Here is a 21,259-nt window from a genome sequence, read left to right on the forward strand (position 1 = left end):
CGGTAGACGCTAAGACCTTGATTTTTCTGGATTTCAGGCACAAAAAAAGACGTCCGTGGACGTCTTTAGATGTTGAATTGGTGGAGCCGGGGGGATTTGAACCCCCGTCCGCCAGTACTCCGCTGTCGGTACTACATGCGTAGCCGTTTCTATTAAGTTAACCCTCAGCGACCCGAAGGGCAGGGTGCTTTGGGCGAGTTGTGTAAGTTTTAGCCGCTTCGTCCACAACGTACTGCACGGCGATTCTGTTCTATATGACAATCACTTTGGGTTTACAGACATCCCCTGATGATTGCTGGACCCGAAGGTACCAGGAGGGAAGGGCTAAGGCTGCTTACGCAGCGAGAGCGTATTCCCCGTAGGTTTCGTCATTGGCAACTATAAGAAGTTGCAACAGTGGATTTACGAGTTCTGTTACCAACTCGGCATGCACCTAAAGTTTCGCAACCGGCGTCGAATCCTAAACGGCCCCGTGCTTGTAACTCGTTGTTTCTTAGTGAGTGACAAGCCTGTGCAGTGTACGTCAATCGGTCACAGAAGGCCAACCCGAAGGTTGGCCTGAGCAATCAGCGAGTTACTGATTGCCGCCTTTGTCCGTGTCTTGCAGGCTTTGCAGGGCCTTGGAGGTGATCTCGATGCATTTCTTGTCATCGCCTGCCGCATGGGCTGCCTTGGCTTGGGAAACGGCGGTGTCGATTTCGCCAGATTTGCCGCTGGTGTCGGTGGCGAGCAACGCTTTACCGTTGTTGATTTTGTCCAGGTTGATTTGGCACAGATCGTCTTTTGTTCCGGCCGCAAACGCGGGGGACGCCAGCATCGCAGCGGTAATGAACAAACCAGCAAGAGCGGAACGCTTCATGGGTATCTCCTTGTGCAAATAGGGCTCGATGCTGCCGGTTTTCCGTGCAGCCAGCGAGGTCACTGATGAGCCTCGTTTGTCGAGGCCTATGCAGATGACTACGCCGGCGCGCAGGGGTTCTGTTTTGTCGCTGGATTAGTCGAAAAACCCCGAAATCATTAGGTTTTGCACCCAAAGAGGGCGGCCCTAGTGGGCGCGCGCCTGGGTTACTCGATCCACCAGGTACACCAGGCCGTGGTAATCAATTCCACCGTGTTGTGTCAGGCCAATCTCACACGTACGGCTGGTGGAGATGCCTTCGCTGCAATACTGCACCGCGTCCTTCAGGCTGCGTAGCGAGTGGGCATTCAGTTCGGGCGTGGTAAAGCCTTTGTCGCCGGCAAAACCACAACAATGAATGCCTTCAGGGATCACCACGTTTTTGCTGCACTGCCTGGCCAGGTCGATCAGCGCCTGGCTCTCTCCCAGGTGTTGGGTGCTGCAGGTGACGTGCACGGCGATCGGGGCTTCCTGGGGGGTGAAGTCGAGGCGGTCCATCAGGTGCGTGCGGATAAAACGCACGGGGTCGTATAGGTCGAGACGGGTTTCGGCCAGGTCCTGGACCAGGCGCAGGGTGCACGGGCTGGTGTCGCAGTAGATCGGGTCAAGGCCGCCCCGGCTGGCGTGGAGCAGGGCGCCGATCAGTTCCTGGCGTTTGTGTTCGGCTTGTTCGGCGTAGCCCTTGGATGCGAATGGTTGGCCGCAGCAGAGGTTGTCCTGATTGTCGGGGAAGACTACCTGGTAACCGGCTTTTTCCAGCAGGCCACGGGTTTTGTCGTACAGCGACATCTGTTCGTGGTCGCCGGCTGCCGGGCCCATCGCGCGTGAGACGCAGGCGGCGAGGTACACCACACGGGGTCGCTCATCGCTCACGGCGGGGCTGAAGCGAATGGCCTTTTCCGGTTGCGGCATGGCGTTGGTCCATTGGGGGATTTGCCCCTTGGACAGCCGGGTTACCGTGGCCGAGAGCTTCGCCAGTCGCGGAGCGCCCAGCAGCATGCGCGCACCGTTGGCCACGTGCAGGGTGAAGCGCGCACCTTGCAGTGCCGTGGCGAAATGCGTCGACAACCATTCGGCGGTTTTCGTACGGTCGGCGTCGCGGCTGCGAAGCTTTTTCACCAGGTCGCCGGTATTGATGCCTACCGGGCAGCGTTGGGCGCAAAGCCCGGTGGCCGCGCAGGTGTCGATGCCTTGGTATTGATAGGCCGCTTCCAGTTCAGTGGTGTCGAGACCGGCGCGTTTCCTGGCCTGGATATCGCGCCAGATCACAATGCGCTGGCGCGGGCTCAGGGTCAGTCCTTTCGACGGGCAAACCGGTTCGCAGAAACCGCACTCGATGCACTTATCCACAAGCTCGTCGGCGGCGGGCAGTGGCTTGAGGTGCTTGAGGTGGATTTGCGGGTCGTCGCTGAGCACCACGTCCGGGTTGAGAATGCCGTTGGGGTCGAGCAGGCGCTTGAGCTGCCACATCAATTGGTAGGCATCGCTGCCCCATTCCAGCTCGACAAAGGGCGCCATGTTGCGACCGGTACCGTGCTCGGCCTTCAGCGAGCCGCCAAACTCCACGGCCACCAACTGGGCGACGTCTTCCATGAATGCCTGGTAGCGTGCGACTTCTTCCGCGCTGTTGAAGCCTTGGGTGAACACGAAGTGCAGATTGCCTTCCAGGGCGTGTCCGAAAAGGATCGCTTCGTCGTAGTGATGTTTGTCGAACAGTTCGATCAGGCGATTGACGCCGATGGCCAATTGTTCGACCGGGAAGGTCACGTCTTCGATGATCACGGTGGTGCCGGTTTTACGCACGGCGCCGACGGCGGGGAAGGTGTCTTTGCGGATCGCCCACAGGCGGGCGTTTTCCACCGGGTCTTCGGTGAAGTCGACTTGTTTCTCCACTGGGAAGCTGGCCAGGGAAGCCATGATCAGCGCCAGTTGCTCATGCAGCAGCGAGGGCGAGGCGGCGCGGGATTCGATCAGCAGGGCGCAGGCATTTTCCGATAGCTGCTGTACGAAAGCCGGCATGCCGGGTTTGTCCTGCACCGAACGCATGCTGCGGCGGTCCAGTAGTTCAACCGCTGAAACAGGTTGGGTTTTGAGTACGGTCACCGCGTTGCAGCAGGTTTCCACATCCGGGAACACGATCAGGGCCGAGGCTTTGTTCGGGTGGTCGATCACCGTGTCGTAGGTCACTGCGCTGATAAAGCCCAGGGTGCCTTCGGAGCCGACCAGCAAATGGCTGAGGATATCCAGTGGCTCGTCGAAATCCACCAGGGCGTTGAGTGACAAGCCGGTGGTGTTTTTCAGACGGTATTTGTGGCGGATTTTTGCAGCCAGCTCAGCGTTTGCCCGGGTTTCGCGACCCAGGGTTGCCAGGCGTTCAAGCAGGTCGCCGTGACGTTGGCGAAAGGCCGCAACACTGGCCGGATCTTCCGTATCTAGGCGGCTGCCGTCGGCCAGTACCAAGCGAATGCCCGCCAGGGTGTGATAGGTATTCTGCGCCGTGCCGCAGCACATGCCGCTGGCATTGTTGGCGACGATGCCGCCAATCTTGCAGGCATTGATCGACGCCGGGTCCGGGCCGATCTTGCGCCCGAACGGTGCCAGCCAGGCGTTGGCCTGCGCCCCGATCACGCCGGGCTGCAAACGGATTTGTGTGCCCTGGCCGCGAATCTCGCGCCCGTTCCAATTGTCCCCCAGCACGATCAGTACCGAGTCGCTGATGGCCTGTCCCGAAAGGCTGGTGCCCGCCGCACGAAAGGTCACCGGCACGCGATCGCGTTGGGCCAGTTGCAGCAGCGCCACCACCTCATCTTCCGACTCGACACGGATCACCAGTTGTGGGATCAGTCGGTAAAAGCTGGCGTCGGTGCCGAAGGCGAGGGTGGAAAGTGGATCGTCGAAACGACGATCTTTCGGGATCAGTTGTGCGGCGTCGCTCAGAAAAGCAGCAGGCAGGCTCATCGGTCCTCCAGAAATAGCAGACGCCGGAATCGCTGCCCGGCGTCGGTTCTTACCCTATCGCGTGCAGGTCTCAGTGCACCAGCATACCGGTGAACCAGTAAGCCTGGGCCAAGGTGATCAGCCCGACGATCGTCGCGAAAAACAGGCTGTGCTTGAGGGTAAAGCGGAACAGATCGGATTCCTTGCCCACCAGGCCAGTGGCGGCGCATGCCACGGCAATCGACTGCGGCGAGATCATCTTGCCGGTCACGCCGCCGCTGGTGTTCGCCGCTACCAGCAAGGTGTCGTTGACGCCGATCTGGTGCGCGGTAGTGGCTTGCAGCGAGCTGAACAGAGCGTTGGATGAAGTATCAGAACCCGTCAGGAATACGCCGAGCCAGCCAAGGAATGGCGAGAAGAACGGGAATGCCGCGCCGGTAGCCGCCAGCACCAGGGCCATGGTTGATGACATGCCCGAATAGTTGGTGACGAAGGCAAAGGCCAGCACCATGCCGATGGAAAGGATCGGCCAGCGCAGCTCATAAAAGGTTTCTTTCAAGGTGGTCAGACCAGTTTTGAAATCAATCTTCAGCACCAGCATCGAAACCAGGGCGGAGAAGAAAATCGCCGTGCCGGTGGCGGAAATCGGATCAAGCTTGAATACCGCCGGGATGGCTGTCGGGGTGGCAACGATGGGCGCAACCTTGATCACCAGTTGATCCAGGTGCGGGATCGCAAAGTTGAATACCGAGCTGTACATCGCGCCGCCGGCGGCGAACATCGCCTTGAACGGCTTGAGGGTCCAGATGGTGACCAGCACGGTCAGGATCAGGAACGGCGACCAGGCCTTGAAAATTTCCCCCAGGCTGTAAGGCGAAGCCAGGGTGTTGCGAGGCAGGCCAAAGCCACCGGCGCTGGCAGTGACGGCAGTGCCGGACGTTGCGCCAACGATTTGCGCGCCGGCACTGCGCTTGGGCTGCCAGACTTTCAGGAACAGGGTCAGGGAAATCAGGCTGGCCAGGGCCGAGGTGATGTCCGGTAGTTCCGGGCCGATGTAGTTCGAGGTGAAGAACTGGGTAACGGCGAAGCTCAGGCCCGCAACCAGCGCGGCAGGCCAGGTTTCCTTGACGCCGCGCAGGCCGTCCATCATGAACACCAGCCAGAACGGCACGAACAGCGACAGCAGCGGCAGCTGGCGACCGGCCATGGCGCCGATCTTGAACGCGTCGATCCCGGTCACTTGCCCGGCCACGATGATCGGAATCCCCAGTGCGCCGAACGCAACCGGGGCGGTGTTGGCAATCAGGCACAGGCCGGCGGCGTACAGCGGGTTGAAACCCAGGCCTACCAGCAGTGCGGCGGTAATCGCCACCGGTGCGCCGAAACCGGCGGCGCCTTCCAGGAACGCGCCGAAGCAGAAGCCGATCAGCAGCACTTGCAGGCGCTGGTCGTCGGTAATCGACAGCACGGAGCTGCGGATGATTTCGAACTGGCCGCTCTTGACCGTCAGTTTGTACAGGAATACGGCGGCGACGATGATCCAGGCGATTGGCCATAGGCCGTAGGCGAAGCCATAACCGGCGGCGGCGAGCGCCATGTCGACCGGCATCTGGAAGGCAAAGATCGCCACCAGGATCGACAGTGCCAGGGTGATGCTGCCCGCAACGTGGCCTTTGAGGCGAAACACCGCCAGGGCCAGGAAGAAAAATACGATGGGAATGACGGCGGCCAGTGCGGACAGGCCGAGGCTGCCGAGCGGGCTGTAGAGCTGTTGCCAGGTTTGCATATGGGGTGGCCCCTAATTGTTGTTGGTCAGGCACTGCTTGGATGATTTGGGTAATTGGTATTACCAATTTACAATCACCGTTGGCTAGGTTAAAAGCCTTCTGGGGGGTGTGTCAATTTGCCGCTTGTGAATCTTTGGTCGTAGGTCGGGGTTGGTGGGTGCTGATTGGCTTAAACGAGGGCGTTCTGATAGGTGCCGGATACGCGGCGATAGGCCAGAATAGGTGCCCCGGCGAGTGGTCGGGATGGTGGAGAGTGAGTTATGGGGTTTGATCAGGTGCGTCAGCGCCGTTTGTCTGACGACATCGTCGAGCAGCTTGAGGGCATGATCCTTGAGGGCACGCTGAAGTCGGGCGAGCGCTTGCCGGCCGAGCGCGCACTGGCCGAGCAGTTCGGGGTGTCGCGGCCGTCGTTGCGTGAGGCGATCCAGAAGCTGGTGGCAAAAGGTTTGCTGATCAGTCGCCAGGGTGGTGGCAATTATGTGGTGGAGTCGCTGGGTTCAACCTTCAGTGATCCGCTGCTGCATCTGCTGGAAAATAATCCGGAGGCTCAGCGTGATCTTCTGGAGTTTCGTCAGACCCTGGAGGCCTCGTGCGCGTATTACGCAGCGTTGCGTGCCACTGAGGTGGACCGCGAGCGGCTGACCGCGGCGTTCGAGGAGTTGCAGGATTGCTACACGCGGTCGGATGAAGTGAGCCGGGCGGAAGAGGGCGCGGCGGATGCGAGGTTTCACCTGGCCATCGCCGAGGCCAGCCATAACGCGGTATTGCTGCACACCATTCGCGGCCTGTTCGACCTGCTCAAGCGCAACGTGGTGACCAACATTGGTGGCATGTATCAGCAGCGTACGGAGACCCGCGACATGCTGATCAATCAGCATCGGGACCTGTACCTGGCGATTATCGAGGGGCGTGCCGAGCAGGCACGGGAAGTATCAACACGTCACCTGCTGTATGTGCAGGAAGTGCTGGAGGAAGTGCGGCAGGAGGTTCAGCGCATGGCCCGGGCGGAACGGCGCAAAGGGATGTAGCAAATGCTGTGGATGAGGGAGCGGGCTCCCTCGGCCACATCAAGTCACAAGAAAGTCAGTCTTCCTTGCCCTTGTTGCGCACGGCACGCTGCAATTCCCGGTTGGAATCGCGCTCGCGCTCGGTATCACGCTTGTCGTATTCCTTCTTGCCCTTGCCCAGTGCGATCTCGCACTTGACCAGGTGCTTGCTCCAGTACCACGACAGGCAGACACAGGCGTAGCCCTTTTGCTGCACGGCGGCGTGGAGCTTTTCCAGCTCGCGGGCATTGAGCAACAGCTTGCGCGTGCGCACCGGGTCGGCGATCACGTGGGTGCTCGCGGTCATCAGCGGCGTGATATGACTGCCGAGCAGCCATGCCTCGCCGTCTTTGAGCAGCACATAACTGTCGACCAGCTGCAGCTTGCTGGCACGCAGACTTTTTACTTCCCAGCCGGCCAGGACCAGACCAGCCTCGAAACGATGTTCGATGAAGTAATCGTGTCGCGCCTTTTTATTTTGCGCGATGGTCCCTGTTGGGTGTTTCTTTTGTTTAGCCATAGGGGCGGCATTATAGGGAGTTGCGAGCGCGTCGGCTACGGTCAACCTGCGTGCTTGAGCGTGTTGAATGAATCCCGGACAATGCAGGCTGGTTTTTGATTTTTTTCTTTCGCGAATCCTGTTGTCCTTTCGCGATGTTTGCCGCTCAGCTGTGGAAATAACGCTCACATGACGACGCATATTCAACGTTCGGCCCTGCTGCCTTATCCGGCACAGGCGCTCTATGACCTGGTCAACGACGTGGCGCGTTACCCGGAGTTCCTGCCTTGGTGTTCGACTGCCGAGGTGTTGGAGAGCAGTGATGAGCACATGGTTGCCAGCGTGGGGGTGGCAAAGGGCGGCTTGAGCCAGCACTTTGTCACGCGCAACACGCTGGTGCCCGGGCAGTCCATCGAGATGAATCTCGAAGAAGGTCCGTTCACTCAGTTGCACGGTGTGTGGGTGTTCAAGGCGTTGAACGAGAAAGCCTGCAAGATCAGCCTGGACCTGTCGTTCGACTATGCCGGCCCTATCGTGCGTGCCACCCTGGGGCCACTGTTCAATCAGGCGGCCAATACTCTGGTGGACGCGTTTTGCCAGCGCGCCAAGCAAATGCATGGCTGAGCCATTGGTTGAAATCGAGGTGGTGTACGCCGCGGTGGATCGCCAGGTGTTGATGAGCCTGGCAGTAGCGCCGGGCTCAACCCTCAGGGCCGCAGCGTTGGGCTCGGGAATGGCTGCGCAATTTCCGGAGCTGAATCTGCAGGATTGCCCCTTGGGGATTTTCGGCAAGGTGGTGGCAGACGCTGACGTGCGTGTGGTGCAGGCTGGAGACCGAATCGAGATCTATCGGCCATTGCTGGCAGATCCGATGGAGATACGTCGCTTGCGTGCGGCGAAGGCTGCCAAGGCAAAACAGCAGAATTCATAGCTTGAGAAACGGCAGACAACAAAAAGCCCGGCATGCCGGGCTTTTTATCGAGCGTTACAAACTTACTGCGGGCTGGCGTCCAGAGGTTCTGGAGTTGGCACCGGAACGGTTTGCACGCCGTCGACGCCTTTCTGGATCTCGTCCAGCAACGAGCCAGGCTTGGCCGGTACCTCGGACTTGGGCTTCTCCTCGTTCTGCGCGGGCGCAGGAGCGGTGGTGCCGTTGTCCTTGCCCAGCAAGGCTTCATCGCGGCTTACGCCCGGTTTGAAGTCCCCCGACAGGCTGACGAGCTGGTCATTGCCATTGAAGATGACACTGACCCGCTCCTGCTGGCGTTCACCGCCACCAGGTTGGATGCTATAGAGATAATCCCAGCGATCGGCATGGAATGTGTCGGTCAGCAGGGGATTGCCCATGATAAACCGTACTTGCCGTCGGGTCATTCCCGGGCGTAACTGGTCTATCATGTCCTGCGTGACGACATTGCCCTGCTGGATGTCGATTTTGTAAACCCCGGGGAATGAACAACCGGCGAGTGCGAGCAGTCCCACAAAGGTGAAACTGGTTAGCAAGAGCTTGGTGTTTTGCATCGGTGGGCGACTTCCACTATCTTGGCTGGGACAACGTAAACGCCGATCATACCCGTATTAAGAGAAGCTGCGAAGCAGCATCCGCGAGAAAGCTAACCATGGTTGAAAATAGCGAACTACGCAAAGCCGGTCTTAAAGTGACTCTGCCACGAGTCAAGATTCTACAAATGCTCGATTCTGCTGAGCAGCGCCACATGAGTGCCGAGGATGTATACAAGGCGCTGATGGAGTCTAACGAGGACGTCGGCCTGGCCACGGTTTACCGTGTTCTGACCCAGTTTGAAGCAGCAGGACTGGTGGTTCGTCATAATTTCGACGGCGGTCATGCAGTGTTCGAACTGGCCGACGGCGGTCATCACGACCACATGGTTGACCTGGATACCAATGAGGTTATCGAGTTCACCAGTCCGGAAATCGAGAAGCTCCAGCACATGATCGCTGAGCAGCATGGATTCGATTTGGTGGACCACAATCTGGTTCTCTACATACGTAAGAAAAAGTAAGAAAGCTACGCAGATTCGCTCTGCGAAACGATCGAAGGCGACCCTAGGGTCGCCTTCGTGCTTTCTATAGAAAGAAAATACTCAGTAAGCCAGGCTTCAGACCTTCGCGGTTACCACCATTTTCTTCGCGTGAGCCAGGGACTCCTTGGTCAGGTCGATGCCGCCGAGCATCCGCGCCACTTCTTCTACCCGTTCGGTCTTGTTCAGCTTGGACACGGCGGTATGGGTCGCATCGCTGCCTCGCACCTTGTGCACGAACAAGTGCTGATGCCCTTGGGCGGCTACTTGTGGCAAGTGGGTAACGGTCAGTACCTGGCCGCGATCGCCCAGCCGGCGCAGCAACTGGCCCACGATCTCGGCCGTCGGGCCGCCGATCCCTACGTCCACTTCATCGAATACCAGTGTTGGCACGCGAGAGGTCTGGGCTGTGATCACCTGAATCGCCAGGCTGATCCGCGACAGCTCGCCGCCGGAAGCTACCTTTGCCAGTGCCTTGAGTGGCTGGCCCGGGTTCGCGCTGACCAGCAGTTCTACCTGTTCAAGGCCGTTGGGCAGCAGTTCATTGCTGGTGTTGGTGTGCAACTCGATGGTGAAGCGCCCGCCGGGCATGCCCAGGCGCTGGATTTCCTGCTCTACCGCACTGGCCAGGCCGGTCGCTGCCTGATGGCGCAGGTCGCTGAGTTCTCGGGCTTTCTCGTGATAATGGCGAGCGAAGGACGCCAGCTCTTCACCCAGTCGCTCGATGGATTCGTCGTTGGCGTTCAGGGTTTCAATTTCATCCAGCAGCTTTTGCTGCATGGTTGCGACTTCAGTCGGCTGGATCCGGTGTTTGCGCGCCAGGGTGTAGATGGTGTCCAGGCGCTCTTCTATATCCTGCAGGCGGGCTGGGTCGGCATCGAAGTGATCGAGAAAGCGGTTCAGTTCGCCCACGGCTTCTTCTACCTGGATTTGCGCGCTGGTCAGCAAGGTGGTGGCTTCGTTCAGCGAGCCTGATGCGTTATTCACGCTGGATAGCCGGTTCAGGCTGGCAGTCAGGGCGTTGAGCACATTGCCGGAATCACTTTCGCTGCACTGCTCCACCACTTGCCGGCAGATACCCAGCAGGGTTTCGGCGTTGGTGAGGTTCTTGTGTTCCTGTTCCAGTTGCTCCAGTTCCGTCTCGCCGAGCCCCAGGCTTTCCAGCTCTTCCAGTTGGTAGCTGAGCAATTGGTGGCGGGCACGCTGCTCATCGCCGGAGTTGGAAAGGCGCTCCAGCTCCTGGCGGGTCTGGCGCCAGCGCTGCGCAGCCAATTGCACCTGGCGCGCAAGATCGGTGGCACCGGCGTATTCGTCGAGGAGTCGGCGATGGGTGTCGGTTTTCAGCAGGGACTGGTGTTCATGCTGGCTGTGGATATCGATCAGCAGTTCGCCCAGGGCTTTCAAATCGCCGAGCGGGCAGGGCGTGCCATTTATATAGCCGCGGGAGCGCCCTTCGGCCGTGATCACCCGGCGCAGGATGCACGGGCCTTCATTGTTAAGGTCGCGCTCGGCAAGCCAGGCCTCGGCTTCCGGGATATCGGCCAGGTCAAAGGTGGCGAGGATATCGGCCTTGTCGGCGCCCGGGCGTACCACCCCGCTGTCGGCGCGATCACCCAGGGTCAGGCCCAGGGCGTCGAGCATGATCGACTTGCCGGCGCCGGTTTCGCCTGTGATTACGCTCATCCCGCGATCCAGTTCAAGATCCAGATGTTCAACGATGGCGTAGTTATGTACGGACAGGTGCACCAGCATGACGGCCGCTCCCAGGCTTTAGGTCTGGTTATTTATACAGTGTTTTGTTTGGAGGTGACAATCCTGATGCTTAGTCCGATTTGCTTGAATAAATCGCTTTTTAAGCGCAACAGGGAATGATTGATAAGAATTGATCCAGGACAAGTGAAAGACTTTTGGTAACGCCTCGACCCTTGAACCTGAAAATTGTGGCCCCATATACCGGAACAGAAGCGCGAGTCGAGTTCGCGCATGATTTTGAAAGGAGAAATCTATGGCTGACGAACAGACGCAGGATACGCAAAATCCAGACGCCAACCAGGCCGCAGGTGAAGACCTGGCCGCTCGTGTGCAAGTGCTCGAAGAGCAATTGGCAGGCGCACAGGATCAATCGTTGCGTGTTGCCGCTGATCTGCAGAACGTCCGCCGCCGCGCCGAGCAGGATGTAGAAAAAGCTCACAAATTCGCCCTGGAAAAATTTGCCGGTGATCTGTTGCCGATCATCGACAGCCTGGAGCGTGGCCTTGAGCTGTCCAACCCGGACGACGAAAACATCCGCCCAATGCGCGAAGGGATCGAACTGACCCTGAAAATGTTCCAGGACACCCTGAAGCGTTATCAGCTGGAAGCCATCGATCCGCAAGGCGGCGAGCCGTTCAATGCCGAACATCACCAGGCAATGGCGATGCAGGAAAACGCTGATCTTGAGCCGAACAGCGTATTGAAGGTGTTCCAGAAGGGTTACCAGCTCAATGGTCGCTTGCTGCGCCCGGCAATGGTTGTGGTGAGCAAGGCTCCTGCACCGGTTGCACCTTCTATTGATGAGCAGGCTTGAAATAAGTCGTAACGGCCCCATCTATAAGTCAAGCGTTTAAGTACTGCCGCAGTTAGCCACCACTGCTGCGGCAAAAAAATCTAAGTTTCGGGAGAGTAAATCATGGGCAAAATTATCGGTATCGACCTGGGGACTACCAACTCCTGCGTCTCCGTGCTGGAAAACGGCGTATCCAAAGTTATTGAAAACGCCGAAGGCGCACGCACCACTCCGTCCATCGTGGCTTATGCCAACGACGGCGAAATCCTGGTGGGCCAGTCCGCCAAGCGTCAAGCTGTGACCAATCCGCATAACACCCTGTACGCGGTGAAGCGTCTGATCGGTCGTAAGTTCGACGAAGAAGTCGTACAGAAAGACATCAAGATGGTTCCGTACAAAATCGCCAAGGCTGACAACGGTGACGCCTGGGTTGAGGTGAACGGCCAGAAAATGTCGCCGCCGCAAATCTCGGCTGAAATCTTGAAAAAGATGAAGAAAACCGCCGAAGACTACCTCGGTGAAGCCGTGACTGAAGCGGTGATCACCGTTCCGGCCTACTTCAACGACAGCCAGCGCCAGGCGACCAAAGACGCCGGCCGTATTGCTGGCCTGGACGTGAAACGTATCATCAACGAACCAACCGCAGCCGCTCTGGCCTACGGTATGGACAAGGCCAAGGGCGACCACACTGTGATCGTTTACGACCTGGGTGGCGGTACCTTCGACGTTTCCGTGATCGAAATCGCTGAAGTCGATGGCGAGCACCAGTTCGAAGTGTTGGCCACCAACGGTGACACGTTCCTGGGCGGTGAAGACTTTGACATTCGTCTGATCGACTACCTCGTTGACGAATTCAAGAAAGAAAGCGGCATGAACCTCAAGGGTGACCCGCTGGCCATGCAGCGCCTGAAAGAAGCCGCAGAGAAAGCCAAGATCGAACTGTCTTCGAGCAATTCGACCGACGTGAACCTGCCGTACATCACTGCAGACGCTACCGGTCCTAAGCACTTGAACGTGAAAATCTCCCGCGCCAAGCTGGAAGCGCTGGTAGAAGACCTGGTTCAACGCACCATCGAGCCTTGCCGCATTGCGCTGAAAGACTCGGGTATCGACGTTGGCGCGATCAACGACGTGATCCTGGTGGGCGGTCAGACCCGTATGCCACTGGTTCAGAAGCTGGTTACCGAGTTCTTCGGTAAAGAAGCGCGTAAAGACGTGAACCCGGACGAAGCAGTTGCCATGGGTGCTGCCATCCAGGGCGCGGTATTGGCCGGCGACGTGAAAGACGTTCTGCTGCTGGACGTAAGCCCGCTGACCCTGGGTATCGAAACCATGGGTGGCGTGATGACTGCGCTGATCGAGAAAAACACCACGATTCCTACCAAGAAATCGCAAGTGTTCTCGACTGCCGACGATAACCAGGGCGCCGTGACCATTCACGTCCTGCAAGGTGAGCGTAAGCAAGCCGGTCAGAACAAGTCCCTGGGCAAGTTCGACCTGGCCGAGATTCCACCAGCACCACGTGGCGTGCCACAAATTGAAGTGACCTTCGATATCGACGCCAACGGCATTCTGCACGTAGGCGCCAAAGACAAGGCCACCGGCAAGACTCAGTCGATCGTGATCAAGGCTAACTCGGGTCTGTCCGAGGAAGAAATCCAGCAGATGATCCGTGACGCTGAAGCCAACGCTGACGAAGACCGCAAGTTCGAAGAGCTGGCCGCTGCCCGTAACCAGGGTGATGCACTGGTTCACTCGACTCGCAAAATGATCGCTGACGCTGGCGACAAAGTGACTGCCGAAGAGAAAACTGCAATCGAAGCTGCAGTAGTTGCCCTGGAAGCCGCCGTTAAAGGCGACGACAAGGCCGCCATCGAAGCCAAGGTTGAAGAGCTGTCGAAAGTCTCTGCGCCAGTGGCTCAGAAAATGTACGCCGAACAAGGCCAGCCGGCTGACGGTGCTGCACACCAGGCAGAACCTGAAGCCAAGCACGACGACGTTGTCGATGCCGAGTTCGAAGAAGTCAAAGACCAGAAGTAACTTGGTCGCCCGGTTGACCGCTCACAAGCGGTGACTGGTAGGATGTCGCCGCGCGGGAGCTTGCTCCCGCGTTGGCGTGTCTGGGGTACGCGAATTTTTACAGCATGCGACAACGCTCGGATGCTGGCGGTGTGATCGGGAATGCTCCTGCTTTCCGGACGACAGTCACCGCGTTTTTGGCCGGTTTCCGGTTGAAAGCAGTAACGACCAGGATCGTTGAATTGACGTGAGTTGGGTCCGGGCCTGTATTGGGGCTCAACGAGTTTGGCAAGGCTCAGGAGGGTTTTGCCGGACGTCCTTAAGAGTGCAAAGACTTATGGCAAAGCGTGACTATTACGAAGTGTTGGGTGTGGAGCGCGGCTCCAGCGAGGCGGACCTGAAAAAGGCTTACCGTCGTCTGGCAATGAAGCACCACCCGGACCGTAATCCGGATAGCAAAGAATCCGAAGAGCTGTTCAAAGAGGCCAATGAGGCCTACGAATGCCTGTGTGATCCGAACAAGCGCGCCGCTTACGACCAGTATGGCCATGCCGGTGTCGACCCAAGCATGGGTGGCGGCGGTGCCGGTTTCGGCGGGCAGAACTTCTCCGATATTTTCGGCGACGTGTTCAGCGACTTCTTTGGCGGCGGCCGCGGTGGCCAGCGTGGCGGTGCCCAGCGTGGCAGCGACCTGCGCTACACCCTGGAGCTGAACCTGGAAGAAGCGGTACGCGGCACCAGCGTCAATATCCGTGTTCCGACGCTGGTCAATTGCAAGCCGTGCGACGGTTCGGGCGCCAAGAAAGGCTCCTCGCCGATCACTTGCCCGACTTGCGGCGGTATCGGCCAGGTACGCATGCAGCAAGGCTTCTTCTCGGTGCAGCAAACTTGCCCGCGCTGCCACGGCCAGGGCAAGATCATTTCCGATCCGTGCGACTCGTGCCACGGCGAAGGGCGTGTCGAAGAGTACAAGACCCTCTCGGTGAAAGTGCCGGCGGGTGTTGATACCGGCGACCGCATTCGTCTGTCGGGCGAAGGCGAGGCGGGCACTCAGGGCGGCCCGACGGGCGACCTGTACGTGGTGATCAATGTGCGCGAGCACTCGATCTTCCAGCGCGACGGCAAGCATTTGTTCTGTGAAGTGCCGATCAGCTTTGTCGATGCGGCCCTGGGTGGCGAGCTTGAGATTCCGACGCTGGACGGTCGGGTCAAGCTGAAGATCCCTGAGGGTACGCAGACCGGCAAGCAGTTCCGTATCCGTGGCAAAGGCGTTGCGCCGGTGCGCGGTGGCGGTGCTGGCGACCTGATGTGCCGTGTGGCGGTAGAGACGCCGGTGAACCTGGGGCGTCGTCAGCGCGAACTGCTGGAAGAGTTCCGCAGCTCCCTGGCCGGCGATGACACTCATTCGCCAAAAACCACCGGCTGGTTCGAAGGCGTGAAGCGCTTCTTCGGCGACCTGTAAGGAAGTGAGTATGCGACGTATCGCGGTGATGGGCGCTGCCGGGCGCATGGGCAAGACCCTGGTCGAGGCCGTGCAGGCGCGCTCGCCGGCCTCCGGGCTGACGGCGGCGATTGTTCGTCCCGGCAGCACCTTGATTGGTGCGGACGCCGGTGAGTTGGCGTCCCTGGGGCGGATCGGCGTTTCGTTGTCCGGCAATCTGGAGCAGGTTGCCGACGAGTTCGACGTGCTGATCGATTTCACCCTGCCGGACGTGATGCTGAAAAACCTGGCGTTCTGCCGCAAGGCGGGCAAGGCCATGGTGATCGGCACAACGGGCCTGAGCGCCGAGCAAAAGCAGCTGCTGGTGGAGGCGGGCAAGGATATTCCAATCGTGTTCGCGGCCAATTTCAGCGTCGGCGTCAATCTGTCGCTGAAGCTGCTCGACATGGCGGCGCGGGTGATGGGTGATGAGGCTGACATCGAGATCATCGAGACTCATCACCGGCACAAGATCGATGCGCCGTCCGGTACGGCATTGCGTATGGGCGAGGCGATTGCCGATGCCCTGGGTCGTGACCTGTCGAAGGTGGCGGTGTATGGCCGCGAAGGCCATACCGGTGCCCGCGCCCACGACACCATCGGTTTTGCCACCGTTCGCGGCGGTGATGTGGTGGGCGATCACACGGTGTTGTTCGCAACCGAGGGTGAGCGTCTTGAGATCACCCACAAGGCCTCGAGCCGCATGACGTTCGCCAAGGGTGCCGTACGTGCGGCGCTGTGGCTGGAGGGTCGTGCGCCGGCCCTGTACGACATGCGCGACGTGCTGGACCTGCATTAAGAAGTAGCTAAAACGGGGTCTCAGGAATATGCTGAGGCCCGGTTTTTACCCGCTAGGCGACGTCCTGTCGCATTCCCCTGCCTTTAAGGCTCATTAGCGGTGGACCAAAAAAGCCTTTTTCTGTAAGCTACAGCTTTAGTGTGTCCACTAAAAGCGCGCAGAATAATTCAGTGAAGAAGCGGGGTGACGTGTCCATACGTCACTCCGCTTTTTTACAACCTGCGATCGCCCTTTCAGGCTTTATTTACGGGAGGTCTTCTTGACTAAGCCAGCCATACTCGCCCTTGCTGATGGCAGCATTTTTCGCGGCGAAGCCATTGGAGCCGACGGTCAGACCGTTGGAGAGGTGGTGTTCAACACCGCCATGACCGGCTATCAGGAAATCCTTACTGATCCTTCCTACGCCCAACAGATCGTTACCCTGACCTATCCGCACATCGGCAACACCGGTACTACACCGGAAGACGCCGAGTCTGATCGTGTCTGGTCGGCTGGCCTGGTCATTCGTGACCTGCCACTGGTAGCGAGCAACTGGCGTAACACGATGTCCCTGTCCGATTACCTGAAAGCCAACAACGTTGTGGCGATCGCCGGTATCGATACGCGTCGCCTGACACGCATCCTGCGTGAAAAAGGCTCGCAGAACGGCTGCATCATGGCCGGTGACAACATCTCCGAAGAAGCAGCGATCGCAGCGGCCCAAGGTTTCCCTGGCCTGAAAGGCATGGATCTGGCGAAAGTCGTCAGCACCAAGGAAACGTACGAGTGGCGCTCCACCGTCTGGGACTTGAAGACCGACAGCCACGCGACCATCGAAGCTTCCGAACTGCCGTACCACGTCGTGGCCTACGACTACGGTATCAAGCACAACATCCTGCGCATGCTGGTCGAGCGCGGTTGCCGCGTGACCGTGGTGCCTGCGCAGACCCCGGCCAACGACGTACTGGCCCTGCAGCCCGACGGCGTGTTCCTGTCCAACGGCCCGGGTGACCCGGAGCCTTGCGACTACGCCATCAAGGCGATCAAGGAAGTGCTGGAAACCGAGATCCCGGTGTTCGGCATCTGCCTCGGCCACCAGTTGCTGGCCCTGGCCTCCGGCGCCAAGACCCTGAAAATGGGTCACGGCCACCACGGTGCCAACCACCCGGTGCAGGACCTGGACACTGGCGTCGTGATGATCACCAGCCAGAACCACGGTTTTGCGGTGGATGAAGCGACGCTGCCGGGCAACGTCCGGGCGATTCACAAGTCGCTGTTCGACGGTTCCCTGCAAGGTATCGAGCGCACCGACAAGAGCGCGTTCAGCTTCCAGGGCCACCCTGAAGCAAGCCCGGGCCCGAACGACGTAGCGCCGCTGTTCGACCGTTTCATCAATGAGATGGCCAAGCGACGCTAACTGAGCGGCCTGAGGGCGGCCCGGGAAACCGGCGGCCCCCTCGGGCTCTTCAAAGATTGTTCAAGACGGCTTGCCGACTGACCTGCGGATTTGAGTGACAAACCCATGCCAAAACGTACAGACATAAAAAGCATCCTGATTCTCGGCGCTGGCCCGATCGTGATCGGCCAGGCCTGCGAATTCGACTACTCCGGCGCCCAGGCCTGTAAAGCCCTGCGCGAAGAGGGCTACCGCGTCATCCTGGTGAACTCCAACCCGGCCACCATCATGACCGACCCGGACATGGCCGACGCCACCTACATCGAGCCGATCAAGTGGCAGACCGTTGCCAAGATCATCGAGAAAGAGCGTCCGGACGCCCTGCTGCCAACCATGGGTGGCCAGACCGCCCTGAACTGCGCACTGGACCTGGAGCGCGAAGGCGTCCTGGAGAAGTTCGGCGTAGAGATGATTGGCGCCAATGCCGACACCATCGACAAGGCTGAAGACCGTTCGCGTTTCGACAAGGCCATGAAGTCCATCGGCCTTGATTGCCCGCGTTCCGGTATCGCCCACAGCATGGAAGAGGCCAACGCGGTCCTTGAGCGCCTGGGCTTCCCGTGCATCATCCGTCCGTCTTTCACCATGGGCGGCACCGGCGGCGGTATCGCTTACAACCGTGAAGAGTTCGAAGAAATCTGCGCCCGCGGCCTGGACCTGTCTCCGACCAAAGAGCTGCTGATCGACGAATCCCTGATCGGCTGGAAAGAATATGAGATGGAGGTTGTCCGCGATAAGAAGGACAACTGCATCATCGTCTGCTCGATCGAAAACTTCGACCCGATGGGCGTGCACACCGGTGACTCGATCACCGTTGCGCCGGCACAGACCCTGACGGACAAGGAATACCAGATCATGCGTAACGCCTCTTTGGCGGTGCTGCGTGAGATCGGTGTGGAAACCGGTGGCTCCAACGTCCAGTTCGGCATCTGCCCGGACACTGGCCGCATGGTTGTGATCGAGATGAACCCGCGTGTATCGCGTTCTTCGGCGCTGGCATCGAAAGCTACCGGCTTCCCGATTGCGCGCATCGCCGCCAAGCTGGCGATCGGTTACACCCTGGACGAGCTGCAGAACGAAATCACCGGCGGCGCAACGCCAGCTTCCTTCGAGCCGTCGATCGATTACGTCGTCACCAAGCTGCCACGTTTCGCTTTCGAGAAATTCCCGAAAGCCGACGCCCGCCTGACCACTCAGATGAAGTCGGTCGGTGAAGTCATGGCCATCGGCCGGACCTTCCAGGAGTCCCTGCAGAAAGCCCTGCGCGGCCTGGAAGTGGGCGTTTGCGGTCTGGACGAGAAGCTCGACCTGAGCAACCCGGAAAGCATGAGCGTGCTCAAGCGCGAGCTGACCGTGCCGGGTGCCGAGCGTATCTGGTACGTGGCCGATGCTTTCCGCGCCGGCATGACCGTCGAAGACATCTTCGGCATGAACATGATCGACCCGTGGTTCCTGGTGCAGATCGAAGATCTGATCAAGGAAGAAGAGAAGGTCAAGACCCTCGGTCTGTCCTCCATCGACCGCGACCTGATGTTCCGCCTCAAGCGCAAAGGTTTCTCCGACATGCGTCTGGCCAAGCTGCTGGGCGTGACCGAGAAGAACCTGCGCACCCATCGCCACAAGCTGGACATCTTCCCGGTCTACAAGCGCGTTGATACCTGTGCGGCCGAGTTCGCCACCGACACCGCATACATGTACTCCACCTACGAGGAAGAGTGCGAAGCCGCGCCGTCGGGCCGCGACAAGATCATGATCCTGGGCGGCGGTCCAAACCGTATCGGCCAAGGCATCGAGTTCGATTATTGCTGCGTACACGCCGCTCTCGCCCTGCGCGAAGACGGGTACGAGACCATCATGGTCAACTGCAACCCGGAAACTGTTTCCACTGACTACGACACTTCCGACCGTCTGTACTTCGAGCCGGTAACGCTGGAAGACGTACTGGAAATCTGCCGTGTCGAGAAGCCAAAAGGCGTGATCGTCCAGTACGGCGGCCAAACCCCGTTGAAACTGGCGCGCGCACTTGAAGCTGCTGGCGTGCCGATCATCGGTACCAGCCCTGACGCTATCGACCGCGCCGAAGACCGTGAGCGCTTCCAGCAGATGGTTGAGCGCCTGAACCTGCGTCAGCCGCCAAACGCCACTGTGCGCAGCGAAGACGAAGCGATCCGCGCGGCCAGCAAGATTGGTTACCCGCTGGTGGTGCGTCCGTCCTACGTGCTGGGCGGCCGGGCGATGGAAATCGTCTACGAAGAAGACGAACTCAAGCGTTACCTGCGTGATGCGGTGAAAGTGTCCAACGACAGCCCGGTGCTGCTGGACCACTTCCTCAACTGCGCCATCGAGATGGACGTGGATGCGGTCTGCGACGGCACCGACGTGGTGATCGGCGCGATCATGCAGCACATCGAACAGGCTGGCGTTCACTCCGGTGACTCCGCTTGCTCGCTGCCGCCATACTCGCTGCCTGCACACATCCAGGACGAGATGCGCGAACAGGTCAAGAAAATGGCCCTGGAGCTGGGCGTGGTCGGCCTGATGAACGTACAGTTGGCGCTGCAAGGCGAAGACATCTACGTCATCGAAGTCAACCCGCGCGCCTCGCGTACCGTGCCGTTTGTTTCCAAGTGCATCGGTGTTTCCCTGGCAATGATTGCTGCCCGTGTGATGGCCGGTAAGACCTTGAAGGAAATCGGCTTCACCAAGGAAATCATTCCGAACTTCTACAGTGTGAAAGAGGCGGTGTTCCCATTCGCCAAATTCCCTGGTGTGGACCCGATCCTGGGCCCGGAGATGAAGTCCACCGGTGAAGTGATGGGCGTGGGCGATACCTTCGGTGAAGCGTTCGCCAAAGCCCAGATGGGCGCCAGCGAAGTGCTGCCGACCGGCGGTACTGCGTTCATCAGCGTACGCGATGATGACAAGCCACTGGTTGCAGGTGTGGCCCGTGATCTGATCAACTTGGGCTTCGAAGTCGTGGCCACTGCCGGGACCGCCAAGCTGATCGAGGCTGCCGGCCTGAAAGTGCGTCGCGTGAACAAGGTGACGGAAGGCCGTCCACACGTGGTCGACATGATCAAGAATGACGAAGTCACCCTGATCATCAACACCACCGAAGGTCGCCAGTCGATCGCGGACTCCTACTCCATTCGTCGTAACGCCTTGCAGCACAAGATCTACTGCACCACCACCATTGCTGCTGGCGAAGCTATCTGCGAAGCGCTGAAGTTCGGTCCTGAAAAAACCGTGCGCCGCTTGCAGGATCTACACGCAGGATTGAAGGCATGATCAAATACCCAATGACCGTCCAGGGCGCAAAAGCCCTGGAAGAAGAGCACGCCCACCTGACCAAGGTCGTCCGTCCGAAGCTGAGCCAGGACATCGGTACGGCCCGGGAATTGGGTGACCTGAAGGAAAACGCTGAATACCATGCTGCCCGCGAGCAGCAAGGTATGGTCGAGGCGCGGATCCGTGACATCGAAGGCCGCCTGCAGAATTCTGTGGTTATCGACGTCACGACCATCCCGCATACCGGCAAGGTGATTTTCGGCACCACCGTGGAAATCGCCAACGTCGAGACTGACGAAAGCGTGGTTTACCACATCGTGGGTGAAGACGAGGCCGACTTCAAACTCGGCAAGATCTCCGTCGGTTCGCCGCTGGCCCGCGCCTTGATTGCCAAGGAAGAGGGTGACGTGGTGGCCGTCAAAACGCCTGGTGGCGTGATCGAGTACGAGATTGTCGAAGTTCGTCACATCTGAAAGACGGCGCC

General features: G+C 59.2%; 17 protein-coding genes and 1 other RNA gene. 11 read left to right on the forward strand and 7 right to left on the reverse strand.

Annotated elements, in window-relative coordinates; all coding sequences use genetic code 11:
* Nucleotides 1-78: 78 nt before the first annotated feature.
* From ssrA to C0058_RS03915, 4 genes are all read right to left on the reverse strand, one after another.
* Nucleotides 79-472, reverse strand: a transfer-messenger RNA (tmRNA) gene (gene ssrA / locus C0058_RS03900).
* A 102-nt stretch (nt 473-574) separates the two neighbouring features.
* Nucleotides 575-859 (reverse strand): hypothetical protein, encoded by a 285-nt coding sequence (locus C0058_RS03905; protein WP_003212250.1) that lies wholly within the window; start codon nt 857-859, stop codon nt 575-577.
* Nucleotides 860-1,045: 186 nt separating this feature from the next.
* The gene (locus C0058_RS03910) at nt 1,046-3,856 is read right to left on the reverse strand and encodes an FAD-binding and (Fe-S)-binding domain-containing protein (RefSeq protein ID WP_102368078.1); all 2,811 of its coding nucleotides are present in this window, start codon (nt 3,854-3,856) and stop codon (nt 1,046-1,048) included.
* 70 nt (nt 3,857-3,926) lie between these two features.
* The gene (locus C0058_RS03915) at nt 3,927-5,621 is read right to left on the reverse strand and encodes a lactate permease LctP family transporter (protein ID WP_003212243.1); all 1,695 of its coding nucleotides are present in this window, start codon (nt 5,619-5,621) and stop codon (nt 3,927-3,929) included.
* Between the two features lie 261 nt (nt 5,622-5,882).
* Here C0058_RS03915 and C0058_RS03920 point away from each other — a divergent pair, with 261 nt between their 5' ends.
* Complete coding sequence (locus C0058_RS03920) at nt 5,883-6,650, forward strand: FCD domain-containing protein (RefSeq protein WP_003212240.1); 768 nt, start codon at nt 5,883-5,885, stop codon at nt 6,648-6,650.
* A gap of 55 nt (nt 6,651-6,705) precedes the next feature.
* Here the strand turns inward: C0058_RS03920 and smpB are convergent, their stop codons facing one another.
* The gene (gene smpB / locus C0058_RS03925) at nt 6,706-7,188 is read right to left on the reverse strand and encodes an SsrA-binding protein SmpB (RefSeq protein WP_003212238.1); all 483 of its coding nucleotides are present in this window, start codon (nt 7,186-7,188) and stop codon (nt 6,706-6,708) included.
* A 168-nt stretch (nt 7,189-7,356) separates the two neighbouring features.
* Between smpB and C0058_RS03930 the strand changes: the two genes are divergently transcribed.
* Together C0058_RS03930 and C0058_RS03935 are read left to right on the forward strand one after the other, a co-directional pair.
* Nucleotides 7,357-7,791 carry a type II toxin-antitoxin system RatA family toxin gene (locus C0058_RS03930; protein ID WP_003212236.1) on the forward strand — a complete coding sequence of 145 codons (435 nt, stop codon included), beginning with the start codon at nt 7,357-7,359 and terminating at the stop codon, nt 7,789-7,791.
* Nucleotides 7,784-8,098: an RnfH family protein gene (locus C0058_RS03935; RefSeq protein ID WP_003212234.1), complete on the forward strand. Its 315-nt coding sequence runs from the start codon at nt 7,784-7,786 to the stop codon at nt 8,096-8,098. The genes C0058_RS03930 and C0058_RS03935 overlap by 8 nt, the downstream gene beginning before the upstream one ends.
* A 62-nt stretch (nt 8,099-8,160) precedes the next feature.
* Here the strand turns inward: C0058_RS03935 and C0058_RS03940 are convergent, their stop codons facing one another.
* Nucleotides 8,161-8,688 (reverse strand): outer membrane protein assembly factor BamE, encoded by a 528-nt coding sequence (locus C0058_RS03940; RefSeq protein WP_003212232.1) that lies wholly within the window; start codon nt 8,686-8,688, stop codon nt 8,161-8,163.
* A 98-nt stretch (nt 8,689-8,786) separates the two neighbouring features.
* Here C0058_RS03940 and fur point away from each other — a divergent pair, with 98 nt between their 5' ends.
* Nucleotides 8,787-9,191, forward strand: a complete 405-nt coding sequence (gene fur / locus C0058_RS03945; protein ID WP_003212228.1) for a ferric iron uptake transcriptional regulator — start codon at nt 8,787-8,789, stop codon at nt 9,189-9,191.
* 96 nt (nt 9,192-9,287) lie between these two features.
* Here fur and recN read toward each other — a convergent pair whose 3' ends face one another.
* The gene (recN, locus tag C0058_RS03950) at nt 9,288-10,961 is read right to left on the reverse strand and encodes a DNA repair protein RecN (RefSeq protein ID WP_087693402.1); all 1,674 of its coding nucleotides are present in this window, start codon (nt 10,959-10,961) and stop codon (nt 9,288-9,290) included.
* 253 nt (nt 10,962-11,214) lie between these two features.
* Between recN and grpE the strand changes: the two genes are divergently transcribed.
* The 7 genes from grpE to greA all read left to right on the forward strand — a co-directional run bounded on the left by grpE (nt 11,215) and on the right by greA (nt 21,248).
* Entirely contained in the window at nt 11,215-11,775 is a 561-nt protein-coding gene (gene grpE, locus C0058_RS03955; RefSeq protein ID WP_003212224.1) for a nucleotide exchange factor GrpE, read from the forward strand.
* 102 nt (nt 11,776-11,877) lie between these two features.
* Entirely contained in the window at nt 11,878-13,794 is a 1,917-nt protein-coding gene (dnaK, locus tag C0058_RS03960) for a molecular chaperone DnaK (protein WP_003212222.1), read from the forward strand.
* Between the two features lie 316 nt (nt 13,795-14,110).
* Nucleotides 14,111-15,235, forward strand: coding sequence for a molecular chaperone DnaJ (gene dnaJ / locus C0058_RS03965; RefSeq protein WP_003212219.1), 1,125 nt, complete (start codon nt 14,111-14,113; stop codon nt 15,233-15,235).
* Between the two features lie 10 nt (nt 15,236-15,245).
* A complete protein-coding gene (dapB, locus tag C0058_RS03970; protein ID WP_003212216.1) occupies nt 15,246-16,052 on the forward strand; it encodes a 4-hydroxy-tetrahydrodipicolinate reductase in 807 nt (268 codons plus the stop codon).
* Nucleotides 16,053-16,311: 259 nt separating this feature from the next.
* Nucleotides 16,312-17,448, forward strand: a complete 1,137-nt coding sequence (gene carA, locus C0058_RS03975; protein ID WP_003212214.1) for a glutamine-hydrolyzing carbamoyl-phosphate synthase small subunit — start codon at nt 16,312-16,314, stop codon at nt 17,446-17,448.
* A gap of 105 nt (nt 17,449-17,553) precedes the next feature.
* Complete coding sequence (carB, locus tag C0058_RS03980) at nt 17,554-20,775, forward strand: carbamoyl-phosphate synthase large subunit (RefSeq protein WP_003212212.1); 3,222 nt, start codon at nt 17,554-17,556, stop codon at nt 20,773-20,775.
* Nucleotides 20,772-21,248 (forward strand): transcription elongation factor GreA, encoded by a 477-nt coding sequence (gene greA / locus C0058_RS03985; RefSeq protein ID WP_003212209.1) that lies wholly within the window; start codon nt 20,772-20,774, stop codon nt 21,246-21,248. The genes carB and greA overlap by 4 nt, the downstream gene beginning before the upstream one ends.
* Nucleotides 21,249-21,259: the final 11 nt, after the last annotated feature.

It is taken from the genome of Pseudomonas sp. NC02, assembly GCF_002874965.1.
Taxonomy (GTDB): Bacteria; Pseudomonadota; Gammaproteobacteria; order Pseudomonadales; family Pseudomonadaceae; genus Aquipseudomonas.

Bases quoted from the DNA above. Each gene is read 5' to 3' on its own strand.
- C0058_RS03905 (WP_003212250.1), bottom strand. From the start codon at position 859: ATGAAGCGTTCCGCTCTTGCTGGTTTGTTCATTACCGCTGCGATGCTG.
- C0058_RS03910 (WP_102368078.1), bottom strand. From the start codon at position 3,856: ATGAGCCTGCCTGCTGCTTTTCTGAGCGACGCCGCACAACTGATCCCG.
- C0058_RS03915 (WP_003212243.1), bottom strand. From the start codon at position 5,621: ATGCAAACCTGGCAACAGCTCTACAGCCCGCTCGGCAGCCTCGGCCTG.
- C0058_RS03920 (WP_003212240.1), top strand. From the start codon at position 5,883: ATGGGGTTTGATCAGGTGCGTCAGCGCCGTTTGTCTGACGACATCGTC.
- smpB (WP_003212238.1), bottom strand. From the start codon at position 7,188: ATGGCTAAACAAAAGAAACACCCAACAGGGACCATCGCGCAAAATAAA.
- C0058_RS03930 (WP_003212236.1), top strand. From the start codon at position 7,357: ATGACGACGCATATTCAACGTTCGGCCCTGCTGCCTTATCCGGCACAG.
- C0058_RS03935 (WP_003212234.1), top strand. From the start codon at position 7,784: ATGGCTGAGCCATTGGTTGAAATCGAGGTGGTGTACGCCGCGGTGGAT.
- C0058_RS03940 (WP_003212232.1), bottom strand. From the start codon at position 8,688: ATGCAAAACACCAAGCTCTTGCTAACCAGTTTCACCTTTGTGGGACTG.
- fur (WP_003212228.1), top strand. From the start codon at position 8,787: ATGGTTGAAAATAGCGAACTACGCAAAGCCGGTCTTAAAGTGACTCTG.
- recN (WP_087693402.1), bottom strand. From the start codon at position 10,961: ATGCTGGTGCACCTGTCCGTACATAACTACGCCATCGTTGAACATCTG.
- grpE (WP_003212224.1), top strand. From the start codon at position 11,215: ATGGCTGACGAACAGACGCAGGATACGCAAAATCCAGACGCCAACCAG.
- dnaK (WP_003212222.1), top strand. From the start codon at position 11,878: ATGGGCAAAATTATCGGTATCGACCTGGGGACTACCAACTCCTGCGTC.
- dnaJ (WP_003212219.1), top strand. From the start codon at position 14,111: ATGGCAAAGCGTGACTATTACGAAGTGTTGGGTGTGGAGCGCGGCTCC.
- dapB (WP_003212216.1), top strand. From the start codon at position 15,246: ATGCGACGTATCGCGGTGATGGGCGCTGCCGGGCGCATGGGCAAGACC.
- carB (WP_003212212.1), top strand. From the start codon at position 17,554: ATGCCAAAACGTACAGACATAAAAAGCATCCTGATTCTCGGCGCTGGC.
- greA (WP_003212209.1), top strand. From the start codon at position 20,772: ATGATCAAATACCCAATGACCGTCCAGGGCGCAAAAGCCCTGGAAGAA.